11 protein-coding genes are annotated in these 13,242 nt (G+C 66.2%); 5 read left to right on the top strand and 6 right to left on the bottom strand.

Going from position 1 to position 13,242, the window contains the following annotated elements; all coding sequences use genetic code 11:
- Positions 1-4: 4 nt before the first annotated feature.
- Together DAD99_RS02490 and DAD99_RS02485 are read right to left on the bottom strand one after the other, a co-directional pair.
- Positions 5-2,530 carry an MMPL family transporter gene (locus DAD99_RS02490; protein WP_193340206.1) on the bottom strand — a complete coding sequence of 842 codons (2,526 nt, stop codon included), beginning with the start codon at positions 2,528-2,530 and terminating at the stop codon, positions 5-7.
- A 1-nt stretch (position 2,531) separates the two neighbouring features.
- Complete coding sequence (locus tag DAD99_RS02485) at positions 2,532-3,221, bottom strand: TetR/AcrR family transcriptional regulator (protein WP_193340205.1); 690 nt, start codon at positions 3,219-3,221, stop codon at positions 2,532-2,534.
- Positions 3,222-3,378: 157 nt separating this feature from the next.
- Between DAD99_RS02485 and DAD99_RS02480 the strand changes: the two genes are divergently transcribed.
- Positions 3,379-3,963 (top strand): hypothetical protein, encoded by a 585-nt coding sequence (locus DAD99_RS02480; protein WP_185263010.1) that lies wholly within the window; start codon positions 3,379-3,381, stop codon positions 3,961-3,963.
- Positions 3,964-4,086: 123 nt separating this feature from the next.
- Here the strand turns inward: DAD99_RS02480 and DAD99_RS02475 are convergent, their stop codons facing one another.
- From DAD99_RS02475 to DAD99_RS02460, 4 genes are all read right to left on the bottom strand, one after another.
- Positions 4,087-5,550 carry a dicarboxylate/amino acid:cation symporter gene (locus DAD99_RS02475; RefSeq protein WP_193340204.1) on the bottom strand — a complete coding sequence of 488 codons (1,464 nt, stop codon included), beginning with the start codon at positions 5,548-5,550 and terminating at the stop codon, positions 4,087-4,089.
- Between the two features lie 166 nt (positions 5,551-5,716).
- Positions 5,717-7,402, bottom strand: a complete 1,686-nt coding sequence (locus DAD99_RS02470) for a DUF885 domain-containing protein (RefSeq protein WP_193340203.1) — start codon at positions 7,400-7,402, stop codon at positions 5,717-5,719.
- 9 nt (positions 7,403-7,411) lie between these two features.
- On the bottom strand, positions 7,412-7,639 hold the full coding sequence (locus DAD99_RS02465; protein WP_193340202.1) for an acyl-CoA carboxylase subunit epsilon: 228 nt from the start codon (positions 7,637-7,639) through the stop codon (positions 7,412-7,414).
- The gene (locus DAD99_RS02460) at positions 7,636-9,219 is read right to left on the bottom strand and encodes an acyl-CoA carboxylase subunit beta (RefSeq protein ID WP_193340201.1); all 1,584 of its coding nucleotides are present in this window, start codon (positions 9,217-9,219) and stop codon (positions 7,636-7,638) included. The genes DAD99_RS02465 and DAD99_RS02460 overlap by 4 nt, the downstream gene beginning before the upstream one ends.
- 235 nt (positions 9,220-9,454) lie before the next feature.
- Here DAD99_RS02460 and DAD99_RS02455 point away from each other — a divergent pair, with 235 nt between their 5' ends.
- The 4 genes from DAD99_RS02455 to DAD99_RS02440 all read left to right on the top strand — a co-directional run bounded on the left by DAD99_RS02455 (position 9,455) and on the right by DAD99_RS02440 (position 13,067).
- Positions 9,455-10,384 (top strand): NAD(P)-dependent oxidoreductase, encoded by a 930-nt coding sequence (locus tag DAD99_RS02455; protein WP_193340200.1) that lies wholly within the window; start codon positions 9,455-9,457, stop codon positions 10,382-10,384.
- Positions 10,385-10,452: 68 nt separating this feature from the next.
- Positions 10,453-11,361, top strand: a complete 909-nt coding sequence (locus DAD99_RS02450) for a biotin--[acetyl-CoA-carboxylase] ligase (RefSeq protein WP_193340199.1) — start codon at positions 10,453-10,455, stop codon at positions 11,359-11,361.
- Positions 11,354-11,953 (top strand): PH domain-containing protein, encoded by a 600-nt coding sequence (locus tag DAD99_RS02445; RefSeq protein ID WP_193340198.1) that lies wholly within the window; start codon positions 11,354-11,356, stop codon positions 11,951-11,953. Before DAD99_RS02450 ends, DAD99_RS02445 begins: the two co-directional genes overlap by 8 nt.
- Complete coding sequence (locus DAD99_RS02440; protein ID WP_193340197.1) at positions 11,943-13,067, top strand: adenylate/guanylate cyclase domain-containing protein; 1,125 nt, start codon at positions 11,943-11,945, stop codon at positions 13,065-13,067. Before DAD99_RS02445 ends, DAD99_RS02440 begins: the two co-directional genes overlap by 11 nt.
- Positions 13,068-13,242: the final 175 nt, after the last annotated feature.

The raw sequence follows: 13,242 nt of genomic DNA, 5'->3' as shown, positions 1-13,242 counted from the left end.
CAGCCTAATGGACGGGCTCGGCCCGCTTCTGCGGCTCGTTTTCGCGGCGTTCCAGCCGGGCGCCCTCCACATCCACATCAGGCAGGATCCGGTCCAGCCACTTCGGCAGCCACCAGGTCTTTTCGCCGAGGAGGTACATTACGGCCGGGACGATGGTCATGCGGACCACAAAGGCATCCAGCAGCACACCGAACGCCATGGCGAAGCCCAACGGCCGGACCATGGTCAGGTGGCTGAAGATGAAGCCGGCGAACACACTGACCATGATGATCGCAGCGGCGGTCACCACGGTGCCGGCGTGGCTGAAGCCGATGCGAACGGCCTTTTTGGCCGGGGCGCCATGCATGTAGGCCTCGCGCATGCCGGAGGCGATGAACACCTGGTAGTCCATGGCCAGGCCGAACAGCACCCCGATCAGGATGATCGGGAGGAAGCTCAGGACCGCGCCGGGATTGGCGACGTCGAACACGCCGCCCAGCCAGCCCCACTGGTAGACGGCCACCACCAGGCCGAACGCTGCGGCCAGGGACAGCAGGAAACCACCGGTTGCCAGGAGGGGAACCACAATGGAGCGGAACACCAGCAGCAGCAGGATGAGGGAGAGCCCGACGACGATCGCCAGGTACGGGGGCAGGGCGTCGCCGAGTTTTGAGGAGACGTCGATGTTGCCGGCCGTCTGTCCGGTCAGGCCGATGGTGACCCCCGTTTCGGCCTGGATCTGCGTGCCGCGTTCGCGGAGTTCGCTCACTACCTGCACGGTGCCGGCCTTGGCGGGCCCCACCTCCGGGATGACCTGGAAGACGGCTGTGCGGCGGTCTTCACTCAGTGCTACCGGTACTGTCGCCACCACGTTGTCCACGCCCCGGATCAGTTCCGCGACGTCATACTGCAGTTTTTGGGCCTGGGTTTCGTCCAGGCCGGCCGGGAATTCACCCACCACCACAATGGGTCCGGTGACGCCTTCGCCGAAGCTGCGCGCGGTAACGTCATAGGCCTGGTAGGCCTCGGAGTCCACCGGTTCGGAGCCGCCGTCGGGCAGTGCGAGCTGAAGCTGAGCGGCAGGCAGGGCCAACGTCCCCAGTAGGAGCACGCCGGCGACGAGCGCCACGATGGGGTGCCTGGTGACCACGCCGCCCCAGCCCCGGATGCTCTTTTCCTCGTCCCTGGCCTGGTCCGCAACCTCGTGGCCGGCCTCGGCATTGTGGACATCGGCCTTGGCCCAGGCCCGCCGGGAAATGATGCGCCGGCCGATCAGGGACAGCAAAGCGGGGGTCAGGGTGAGTGCCACCAGGACGGCCACCGCGACGGTGCCGGCCGCGGCCAGGCCCATCACGCTCAGAAACGGCAGGCCGGGCACAACCAGGGCAGCCAGGGCAATGATGACCGTCAGGCCGGCAAAAAGCACCGCGTTGCCGGAGGTTCCGGTGGCGCGCGCCACGGATTCTTCGGGGTCCATACCCGCCTGCAGCTGGGTCCGGTGCCGGTTGACGATGAACAGGGAGTAGTCGATGCCCACCGCGAGGCCCAGCATCAGCGCGAGCATGGGCGAGATGGAACTCATCTCGAAGGCGCCGGACAGGGCGAACGTGATGCCTACGCCGACGCCAACGCCGATGACGGCCATCAGCAGTGGCAGGCCCGCGGCGATGAGCGTGCCGAGCATCAGGATCAGGACCAGGGCCGCGACCCCGATGCCGATGATTTCTGCGGTGCCGAAAAGTTCTGAAATGTCCTCGGTGATTTCCTTGCTGGCCAGGGCCGTCACCCCAGCGGACGAAGCCTCATGCGCGATGTCCTGCACCTGCTGGCGCACCGCCGGTGTGAGGGCATTGATGGAGGTGTTGAACTGCACCTGTGCCACGGCTGCCTGACCGTCCGTAGAGACGAAGCGGATCCCGGCCGAAGCTTCCGCCTGCCGCTTGCCCAGGTCAAGCTTGGCCTTGGCAGCCTGCAGTTCCTGGGTGCCGGCCTCGAGCTGCGCCTTGCCCTGTGCGAGGGCGGCCTTCTGGACTCCGAGCCGGGCTTCGATCATGGCTGGGGTGGCGCCGCCGGCAGCGAGCTGCTGCTCAGCGGCGCTCAGCTGCGCGGCGCCGGCGTCGAGTTCGGCGCGTGAGGCATCCAGGCGGGCCTGGCCCGCTGCAAGCTGCTGCTCGCCGTCGGCGATGGCCTGCCCGGCCTGGTCCAGCCCGGCCTGTGTGGCGAATGGATCCACCGTGGCCTTGACGTCCGGCAGGTCACCAAGCTTGGTCAGCGCGGCTGTGACGGCGGCGCGGCTCCGGTCGGTAAAGCCGCCTTCCGGGGCTTCAAAGACGATCGTCGCAGAACCGCCCGACGCTGCCGGCAGTTCCTGCTTCAGCTTGTCAGCGACCCGCTGGGTCTCGGTGCCTGGAATCTGGAAGTTGTTGGACAGCGTGCCGTGGAAGGCGGCTGCGGAACCGCCCACGGCCACCAGCGCCGCGAGCCAGAGCGAAATGACCAGCCAACGGTGGCGGTAGGAGAACTTGCCGAGGCGGTAGAGCAGCAGGGCCATGTCAAAGCCGTTCTTTGAGGAGGGGGGTTGTGGCAGTTGTGGGAGTCGCGGCGGGGCCGGCTGCTGGAAGAGGGCTGCCGAAGCCGGAGCCGAGGTGGCCCATGGCGTCAATAAGCAGTTGCCGCAGGACAGCGAGCGATGCGGGGGAGAGATCGGCGCCGCACTGGACGAACCATACGTCCATGGCCGCCTTCCCGCAGGAGATGACGGAGCCTGCAAGGGCGCGCAGGTACAGTTCGTCGACGGCGGCGCCCGGCGTTCTGGCGAAGCGCTCCCTGGCCGCGCTGATGATCTCTTCGGTGCAGTGGTCCCACGCTTCGAGTTCGGACCGGGACAGGACCGCGTTGTCCTGGGTGAGTGTGAAGAGCTCAGCCAGCGGTGCCACGGTCATGGGGTCGGCGAGTTGCATCAGGGCCGCGCGGGCGGACTCCAGAACCGGCTCGTTTGCGGGGCGCAGCCGGAACTGCTGAAGGGCGCTGTCCAGGAACCCGTGCGTCACTGAGGCCAGGGCGGCTTCGATGCTGCTGAAGTAATTGAAGAACGTGCGGCGCGATATCCCGGCTGATTCGGCGATATCCTCCACCGTGAAATTCCCTGGGCCCTTCGCACGCAGCAGGGTCAAAGCGGCGTCGGTGATGGCCTGGCGGGTGGCGGCTTTGTTCAGCTCACGGCGCGAGAGAAGTTCGGGCATGAAATTACCCTACGTGCAAGTTTGCACACGAGGCAAATTTATTCACAGGAAGATGAAAGGTTCCCGACAGCTCCCCCTGATGCTGCCGCCGGAGACTGGGAGAGTTCCCATAGGGAAACGACCAGCCGTCACCTGACGGCAGATCCAGGAGACAGAAATGGTACGGACAAAGAGAATCACCCTCGGCCTGACGGCCACCGCCCTAGCTCTCGGTGCTGGAATCGGCATAGCCGGAGTCGCCTCGGCAACCACAACGCCGACCCCGACCCCGAGCGCCAGCTCGAGCACGTCGGCGGACGGCAGCACCAGTGCCGCGACCGCCGACGGCAAGGGCATGCGAGGCGGTCACGGCCACGGCGGCTTCCGCGGCGTCGAGGCCGCGGAACTGGCCACGAAGCTGGGCGTGGATGAAGCCAAGGTGACGGAGGCCCTGAAGGCCTACCGTGACGCCAACAAGCCACCCACCCCGCCGGCCGACGGAACAAAAACTGAAGGAACCCGACCGGACCCGGCCGCGAAGCAGGCTGAACTGGCGAAGTCCCTCGCGGCGACGCTGGGCATCGACGAGGCAAAGGTCACAGCGGCGCTTGAAGAGCTGCGTACTGCCGAACAGGCGGATCGCGCCGCGGCTCTGAAAACGCGCCTGGATGCAGCCGTCACTGACGGCAAGCTGACCCAGGCCGAGGCGGACGCCGTGACCAAGGCTGTCCAGAGCGGAGTCATCGGAGGTGGCGGCCGCTAGCAAAAGGGCACCCCGCCCCCAAAGAGTTTTTGTCCAGATAATGCCCCTTTAAGCGTTTCCTGGGCGCATTATTTGGACAAAAACTCGGGGTGGGGTGTTGCGGTGTGTGGCTGCGGCTGTGCGTCAGGCCTTCGCGTCGGCCATCTCGCGTCCGGCTTCCGGAGAGTCGGGAGCCCCGGTGATGGCGGAGGGATCCGCGGTGGAGGAGTCGGCGTCGTCGTCCACAAACGGAGTGCCGTTCCGGGGCGCGTTGTAGAGCGCCTCGTCAAGGATGCCCTGGCGCTTGGCCACGATGGTGGGCACCAGGGCCTGGCCTGCAACGTTGACCGCGGTGCGGCCCATGTCCAGGATGGGATCGATCGCCAGCAGGAGTCCGACGCCGGCCAGGGGCAGGCCCAGCGTGGAGAGCGTCAGGGTGAGCATTACGACGGCGCCGGTGGTGCCGGCCGTTGCGGCGGAACCGAGGACCGAGACGAGGGCGATGAGCAGGTAATGGCTGGCGTCCAGCTGGACGCCGAAGAACTGGGCCACGAAGATGGCGGAGATCGCTGGGTAGATCGCGGCGCAGCCGTCCATCTTGGTGGTGGCGCCCAAGGGCACAGCGAAGGAAGCGTAGGCGCGGGGAACACCCAGGCTGCGCTCCGTGACGCGCTGGGTCAGCGGCAGGGTTCCGATCGAGGAGCGGGACACAAACGCCAGCTGCACGGCAGGCCAGACGCCGGAGAAGTACTGCTTCACGGACAGGCCATGGGAGCGGATGAGGGCCGGGTAAACAACAAACAGCACCAGGGCAAGGCCCACGTAAATGGCGAAGGTGAACTTGCCGAGCGCGCCGATGGTGTCCCAGCCGTAGACGGCCGCGGCGTTGCCGATCAGGCCAACTGTGCCGAGCGGGGCGATCCGGATGATCCACCAGAGGACCTTCTGGATGACGGCCAGCGCCGAAGCGTTGAGGTTCAGGAACGGCTCGGCAGCTTTGCCCACCTTGAGGGCGGCGACGCCGACGGCGATGGCAATCACCAGGATCTGGAGCACGTTGAAGCTGACAGAGGTGGCGACCGTTGTGGCTGCGGTGGCGCTTTCAGTCACGGTGGAGCTGGCGCCGAGGCCAAGGAAGTTCCTGGGGAACAGCCCGATCAGGAAGGACCACCAGTCACCGGACTTGCCGGCGTACTTGGCTTCCTGGGTGATGCCGGTGTTGGCGCCGGGCTGCAGGACCACTCCGAGGCCAATTCCGATCACCACGGCGATCAGGGACGTGATGGCGAACCAGAGCAGGGTGTTCCAGGCCAGCTTGGCGGCGTTGGAGACCTGGCGCAGGTTCGAGATGGAGCTGACCACGGCGGTGAAGATCAGCGGAACCACCGCGGTCTGCAGCAGCGAAACGTAGCTGGAGCCGATGGTCTGCAGCGTGGCGCCGAGGCCGTTGGGGGTCTCCTTGGTGCTGCCGGTGTACTTGGCCAGCAGGCCGAGGCCCAGCCCGACAATGAGGGCGGCGATGATCTGGAAACCGAACGAGCCAGCCCATTTGGGCAGCTGGAAGCCGGTCGTTCCTGCGGATTCTGGGGTGCGGGTTTGAGTGCTCACCAGAACACGCTAGGCCCGGTCTTCATAGCACGGCGAACAGACGTTGAGAAATATTACGAGACCAGCTCACCCTGAAACGCCAAGAATCCCCGCAGATCCGCCGCCACACAAGGAAATTGTGAAGTTATTCCCGCCGTCTTTGTGCCAAACGTCACCCCGGACCTGGCTAATCCAACAGCGCCCGCCGGAGGGTGTCGAGGCCTACGGAGCCGACGTTCAGTGCCTTGGTGTGGAACGCCTTGAGGTCGAAGCCTGGCCGGGTTTCGAGGTCGGCGCGGATCTGTTCCCAGAGGCGCTGTCCCACTTTGTAGGAGGGTGCCTGGCCGGGCCAGCCGAGGTACCGGGTGAATTCGAATTTGAGCTGGCCTTCGCTGATGGGCAGGTTCTCCTTGAGGAAGTCGTAGCCCGCCTCCGGGGTCCACGTTCCGGTGCCCCAGCGTTCGGGGATCCTGAGTTCCAGGTGGACGCCGATGTCGAACACCACGCGGGCCGCCCGCATCCGCTGCATGTCCAGCATGCCCATGTGGTCGCCGGGATCGGCCAGGTAGCCGAGTTCCTGCATGAGCTTTTCGGCGTACAGGGCCCAACCTTCGCCATGGCCGGACGTCCAGCAGATATTGCGCCGCCACTTGTTCAGCATTTCCCGCCGGTAGGTGGCGGTGGCCACCTGCAGGTGGTGGCCGGGGACGCCTTCATGGAAGACCGTGGTGGTTTCGGCCCAGGTGGTGAAGGTGTCTTCGCCGGCAGGAACTGACCACCACATCCGGCCCGGGCGTGAGAAGTCATCAGAGGGGCCGGTGTAGTAAATGCCGCCCTCGTCGGTCGGGGCGATGAGGCATTCGAGCTTCTTCATCACGTCCGGGATCTCGAAGTGCACCCCGGCAAGTTCGGCAACTGCCTTGTCCGAGAGTTCCTGCATCCACGCTTTAAGGGCCTCCGTGCCCTTGAGCTGGCGTGCCGGGTCATTGTTGAGGAGGTCCTTGGCCACCGCGATGCTGGCTCCGGGCTTGATGCGGGACGCGACATTTTCCTGCTCGGCGATGAGCCGGTCCAGTTCCTGGACGCCCCAGGCGTAGGTCTCTTCGAGGTCGACGGCGGCGCCCAGGAAGGATCGCGAAGCCAGTGCGTAGCGTTCCCGGCCGACGGCGTCCTGCTGCGGGGCGGCAGGCAGCAGCTCCGTGCGCAGGAACTTCGCGAGGTCCCGGTAGGCACCACGGGCGGCGGCAGCACCGGCGTCGAGCCTTCCCTGGGTTTCGACCGGCAGCGGACCTCCGGCAGTCCGGGCCCCGGCGGCGAGCTTGGCGAAGAAGCCGTCGTTGGCGGCGTATTTGGTGGTCTGCTCGATGACGACGGACACCTGGCGTCCGGCCGCGACCTTGCCCGCGTCCCGGGCCTGGCGGAGGGATTCCATGTAGCCGCGGAGAGCCCCGGGGACGTTAAGGGCGCGGCCGGCGATGTGCTCCCAATGTTCAGCGGTTTCGGTGGGCATCAGGTCGAAAATGGCCCGGATGTCCTGTGCAGGGGAGGCGATGTTGTTCAGCTCCGCCTCGTCCCAGCCCGATTCGTGGATTTCCAGCTGGAGGCCCAGCCGTTCCCGCATCGCGTCCAGGGTGACGGCGTCAACGTCGTCCTGGGGCACCAGGTCCGCCAGGGCCGCGAGGGCATTCCGGGCTTCCGCTGCAAAGCCGGCGATGCCGGCGGGGGAGTAATCCGGGTACTCGGACTCGTGCCCCGGCAGCCCCAGCGTGGTGGCAAGCGACGGGTTCAGCCGGATGAGTGTGTCGGTATAGTCATCCGCCACGGCATCGATGGCGGAGTGCGGGCGGGCGGCGGGGACGGCTTCGGTAGTCACCCCACGAGCCTAACCCCGGCTCCGCCTCCACGCTCCGGGACCCGGCGTCGGGGCGAGCCGCAGCTGCTGGCGGCGCACCCAGTCGCGGGCGGTGGGCTTCCCGGCGGCCACGGCGTCGCCGCTGCCCAGGGAAAGCACGACGGCGGTCAGCGCCGCGAGCTCCTCGGCCGACGGGTGGCCCTTTACAACTGAGATTAGGGGGAGTGCTTCGGCTACCGGCTCGTCGGTGGGGATCACAGCGGGATGTTCCCGTGCTTCTTGGTGGGCAGGCTCGCCCGCTTGTCACGGAGGGCACGGAGGCCCCTGATGATCTGGCCCCGGGTATCTGACGGTGCGATAACCGCGTCCACGTAGCCCAGCTGGGCGGCCTGGTAGGGGTTCAGCAGCTCTTCTTCATACTGCTTGATGACCTCGGCGCGCCTGGCCTCAACGTCTCCGCCGGCCTCGGCAACGGCGGCCAGGTCGCGGCGGTACAGGATGTTGACGGCGCCCTGGGCGCCCATTACGCCAATCTGCGCCGTGGGCCACGCCACGTTCAGGTCGGCGCCGAGCTTCTTGGAGCCCATCACGATGTACGCGCCGCCGTAGGCCTTGCGGGTGATGACCGTCAGCTTGGGGACGGTGGCTTCGGCGTAGGCGTACAGCAGCTTGGCGCCGCGGCGGATGATGCCCTGGAACTCCTGGTCCTTGCCGGGCAGGAAGCCGGGGACATCCACAAGGGTGATGATGGGGACGTTGAAGGCATCGCAGTTCCGGACGAAGCGGGCGGCCTTCTCCGAGGCTGCGATGTCCAGCGTGCCGGCGAACTGCAGCGGCTGGTTGGCCACAATCCCCACGGTGTGGCCCTCGACCCGGCCGTAGCCGATGATGATGTTGGGGGCATAGAGGGACTGCATCTCCAGGAAATGGGCGTCGTCAACGATCTGCTCGATGACGGTGCGCATGTCGTACGGCTGGTTGGCAGAGTCCGGGACGAGCGTGTCCAGGGCGAGGTCGTCGTCGTTGATCTCCAGCTCCTGCTGGTGCTCCAGCACCGGGGCCTCGGCGAGGTTGTTGGACGGCAGGAAGTCCAGCAGTTCGCGGACGAACTCGATGGCATCGGCTTCGTCGGAGGCCAGGTACGTGGACGTGCCCGTGTTGGCATTATGCTGGCGGGCGCCGCCGAGGGTTTCCATGTCCACGTCTTCGCCGGTGACGGTCTTGATGACGTCCGGTCCCGTGATGAACATGTGCGAGGTCTTGTCCACCATCACCACGTAGTCCGTGAGGGCGGGGGAGTAGGCCGCGCCGCCGGCGGACGGGCCCATGATGAGCGAAATCTGTGGCACCACACCGGACGCGTGGACGTTATTCCGGAAGATGTCGGCAAACATGGCCAGGGAGGCCACGCCTTCCTGGATGCGGGCACCGCCGCCGTCCAGGATGCCCACCACAGGGCAGCCGTTGCGCAGGGCGAATTCCTGGACCTTGACGATCTTCTCGCCGTTGACCTGGCTCAGCGATCCGCCGTACACCGAAAAGTCCTGGCTGTAGACGGCGACGGGACGCCCGTCCACCGTGCCGTATCCGGAGACCAGCCCGTCGCCCAGCGGCTTCTTCTTTTCCATCCCGAAAGCGGTGGAGCGGTGCACTGCCAGAGCGTCAAGTTCCACAAACGAGCCCTCGTCCAGCAGCAGGTCCACGCGCTCGCGGGCGGTGTTTTTGCCGCGGGCGTGCTGCTTCTCGATGGCTTCGGGACCGGAGGGTTGTTCTGCACGGGCCTGGCGGTCGCGGAAATCGGCGATCTTTCCCGCTGTCGTTGTCAGATCGTGGCTCATCAAGTGTCTCCGGCTCTGTAGCAGATTGGTGCTGTAACAATGTGGTGCTGCGTGCGGTGGTGGCGGGCAGGCCGGGCGCGGAATTTAAGTAGCTTCCACACAAAGGACGAACCCTGCTGGCTAGTCTAATGACGCATCTGCGTGGGACGACTGTAGAAAACCTACAATTTTCCGCACTTTCCAGCGGTCAGAGGTATGTTACCGGCCAGTAACATACCTCGGCTACAGTGGAGCCATGACTTCCAGCAACGATCCCGCGACTCCGTACCGGGCCGCCGCCGCAGCACCGTATCGGGCCGCCGGGTCCCTTCGGGGCCGCACCATTCTGATGTCCGGCGGCAGCCGCGGGATCGGGCTGGCCATTGCCACCCGGGCCGCGCAGGACGGTGCCAATATTGTCATGATGGCCAAGACCGGCCAGCCCCATGCCAAGCTGGCAGGCACTGTCTTCAGCGCCGCCGAGCAGGTGGAAGCCGCCGGGGGCCAGGCCCTTGCCATCGTGGGTGACGTGCGCAGTGACGACGACGTCGCCGGAGCCGTGGCGGCCGCCGTCGCGCGTTTCGGCGGGATCGACATCGTCCTCAACAACGCGTCCGCGATTGATCTCTCCTCCACCGACGACGTGGACATGAAGCGCTACGACCTGATGCAGGACATCAACGTCCGCGGGACATTCCTGCTGTCCAAGCTGTCGCTGCCAGCACTGCGTAAATCGGCCCACGCGCACATCCTGACGCTCTCGCCGCCCTTGAATCTTGACCCCTACTGGGCAGGCAAGCACCTGGCGTACACGATGGCCAAATACGGGATGAGCCTCACGACGCTTGGCCTTGCCGAAGAACTCAAGGCCGACGGCGTCAACGTCAACTCACTCTGGCCGTGCACCCTCATCGATACAGCAGCCATCCGGAACATGCCCGGCGGCCAGGAAATCGTCCGCGCTGCCCGCGGACCGCAGGTCATGGCCGACGCAGCCCATGCCGTCCTGACCGGCAGCAACCTGGCCGGCGCGCACGGGGCCGGCAATCACGGGGGCAGTGCGGGTTCCCCCAGTGGCAACTTCTACACGGACGAAGAGGTGCTTCGCGCGGCGGGTGTCACCGACTTCCGTCCGTACAGCCTCGGGGCGGCGGAGGATCGGCTGGTTCCGGACATATTCCTATAGAGCCGCGGTTCCAGTCATGTGGCTGCGGGAACGGCCAGTGGCGGCGCTTGAGTCGATAGGATTCAACCATGGATGACGCACACACCCCAGGAAATCCGTTGAATCGCGGAGCCTTGGCGGACCAGGATTTCCTTGCGGCCACGGGCATCGCCAAGGTGGTGGTGGTTGACTCCACCGGCTCCACCAACGCCGACCTCCTGCGCTCGGTGACCGTTGAACCCAAAGAGTGGCCGGACCTGTCAGTGCTGACTGCCGAGTACCAGACCGCCGCCCGGGGACGCCTGGACCGGCGTTGGGAGGCGCCTCCGATGAGCTCGGTGTCGGTGTCACTCGTCCTGCGGCCCGCCAACGCAGAGGGCAGGCCGCTGCCCACCCACACGTATTCGTGGCTGTCACTGCTGGGCGCCCTCGCGCTGCGGGAGACGCTGACCGAGGCCGCGGGGATTCCGGCCGAGCTCAAGTGGCCCAATGACGTTCTGGTCCGTGGCCGCAAGATCGCCGGCATCCTGGCCCAGCTGGGGCCAATGGGGGACGGTTCCGTTCCGCCGGTCATTTTAGGGACCGGCCTGAACGTGACTTTGACCGCATCAGAACTCCCGGTGCCCACAGCGACGTCGGTTGCCCTGGAAGAGCCGCTGACTGTTGATCGGACCCTATTGCTCAAGAGCTACCTCGCCCATTTCGCAGTGCTTTACCGCAGCTTCTGCAATGCCGACGGCGACCCCACCGCCGGGATTGCCGGCGGCGCGTCGCTCCACAAGCGGGTGGAGTCCGTCATGGTGACGCTGGGCAAGCAAGTGCGTGCGCAGCTGCCCGGTGACCACGAGATCATCGGGCACGCTTCGAGGCTGGACGAGTACGGCTCACTCCTGGTGGTGGACAAGGACCGCCGGGAACATGTGGTCACCGCCGGCGATGTAGTCCATCTGCGCCCGTGGGCCCCGCCCGGCCAGGGCGCCGAAAGCGGCTATGCGTAAAGGCCTCGTGCCGGGCGAGCAGGTCATTACCATCACCCGCCCGCAGCCGAGGAAGCTGGCCGGCCCTGCCGCAGCCTTTATTGCGGCGCCGGCCGCGGCAGCCTTTGCCTGTGCCTGGACCGTGCGCGGCGAGGCGACCCGATTAATGCCCGTGGCTTCCGCTGACTGGACGCCGTGGATCGTCCTGGCATGCGTCCTGGCCGCAGCGTGGATATGGTTGGCATATTGCCTGCCTCGGCTCCTGCGGTGGCAGGCAACCCGGTACGTCCTCACGAGCCGACGCATTGTTGCCCGCTATGGCATGGTGCGGCGCCGGGACGAGCAGGTCAACCTCGCGTCGATCCGCAACGTCACGGTCCACCAGTCGGTGCTGCAGCGCATATTGCGCTCCGGGAATATATCCTTGGAAACCGGGTACCAAGGTGTGGTGAGCATTCAGGACGTCCCGGAAGCAGTACGGTTCCGGGACTTCGTGCTGGATGCAATAGACGAACTGCCCGCGGGCGGGGACCCGGGGACCGGTGAGATATCGGATTACACAAACCAAGCGCTGCCGTGGGAGTTGAGAGAAGGTGGAGACGATGAACGATGAGGACCAGCGGGACGAAGCGGGCCTGCCGGCTCCCGCCGTGCCTGAAACTGCCCACCCGGCGACAGGCACACTCTCTCCCGAGCGAGTGGCTGCCAAGGCGCTCGAGGCCAGGCTGTTGGGCGGCGAACGGAAGCTGCGGCGCCGTGAGGTGGCCGCCGGGGCAGGGCTGTCCCTCCTGTCGGCGCGGAAGCTGTGGCGTGCCCTCGGCTTTCCGAACTTCGGCGACGAAGACGTCGCCTTCACCGAACGGGATCAGGCGGCGCTGTCCACGGTGGTTGACCTGGTCCGTACCGGGGTGCTGACCGAAGAAGCCGCCATCTCCGTGACCCGGTCCATCGGACAGATGACAGACCGCATGGTGGTCTGGCAGATCGAGGCCCTGGTGGAGGACATGGTCCACGAGCAGGGCGTCACGGACGCCGTAGCCCGCAAGCGCCTGGTGAAGGAACTGCCCTCCTTGCTGGACGCCCTGGAGGAGATGCTGGTTTATTCGTGGCGGCGGCAACTCAATGCCGGCGTTCAACGCCTGGCCGTGCGGGCCGAGGCTGGCTTGCAGGCCAGCGAAGAAGGCCGCGATGGCGATGAAGACGATGCCCCGCTGCCGTTGGCCCGCGCCGTCGGTTTTGCTGACCTGGTTTCCTATACCAGTCTCTCCCGCCGGATGAACGAAAAGACCCTGGCCCGGCTGGTCCAGCGCTTTGAGAACAAATGCGCCGAAATCATTTCAGTGGGCGGCGGGCGGCTGGTCAAGACAGTAGGCGATGAAGTCCTGTATATCGCCGAAACGCCGGCAGCCGGAGCGGAGATCTCCCTGGCGCTGGCACAGGCGTTCACCGAAGACGAGATTCTGCCGGAAGCGCGGGTGGCGATGGTCTGGGGCCGGATACTGTCCCGGCTGGGTGACGTCTACGGCCCGACGGTCAACCTCGCCGCCCGGCTGACCACCTTGGCGGAGCCGGGAACGGTCCTGATCGACTCCATGACAGCCTCGGCGCTGGACCAGGACAAACGCTTCATTCTCGTTCCGAAGGCCGCCGAAAATGTCCGCGGGTTCGGCGAAATCCACCCGGTGCTCCTGGCGCGCGGCCAAGGAAAAGGCCTGGTCCTCGACTAGGCGTTGCCGCCCGCACGTATTTATCCAGTTGTTGGCGTATCGCGCTATAGTCGACCGTGGCGGGCTCCCCGTCGCTCACGAACAGGGGAGCGCTCCCCATCGTGGCAGCTGCAATGCTTCGGTAGGCTGACCCGGGGAACAGAGAGCCCGGTATCGGGTCCTTGGAGCGGGCGCC

This window comes from Pseudarthrobacter sp. AB1, from assembly GCF_014926485.1.
Lineage (GTDB): Bacteria > Actinomycetota > Actinomycetes > Actinomycetales > Micrococcaceae > Arthrobacter.
This window is presented reverse-complemented; position numbering and strand designations above follow the sequence as displayed.

Coding starts and splice junctions, on each gene's coding strand:
- DAD99_RS02445 (WP_193340198.1), top strand. CDS start 11,354: ATGCGTAAAGGCCTCGTGCCGGGCGAGCAGGTCATTACCATCACCCGC.
- DAD99_RS02455 (WP_193340200.1), top strand. CDS start 9,455: ATGACTTCCAGCAACGATCCCGCGACTCCGTACCGGGCCGCCGCCGCA.
- DAD99_RS02485 (WP_193340205.1), bottom strand. CDS start 3,221: ATGCCCGAACTTCTCTCGCGCCGTGAGCTGAACAAAGCCGCCACCCGC.
- DAD99_RS02450 (WP_193340199.1), top strand. CDS start 10,453: ATGGATGACGCACACACCCCAGGAAATCCGTTGAATCGCGGAGCCTTG.
- DAD99_RS02480 (WP_185263010.1), top strand. CDS start 3,379: ATGGTACGGACAAAGAGAATCACCCTCGGCCTGACGGCCACCGCCCTA.
- DAD99_RS02460 (WP_193340201.1), bottom strand. CDS start 9,219: ATGAGCCACGATCTGACAACGACAGCGGGAAAGATCGCCGATTTCCGC.
- DAD99_RS02490 (WP_193340206.1), bottom strand. CDS start 2,530: ATGGCCCTGCTGCTCTACCGCCTCGGCAAGTTCTCCTACCGCCACCGT.
- DAD99_RS02440 (WP_193340197.1), top strand. CDS start 11,943: ATGAACGATGAGGACCAGCGGGACGAAGCGGGCCTGCCGGCTCCCGCC.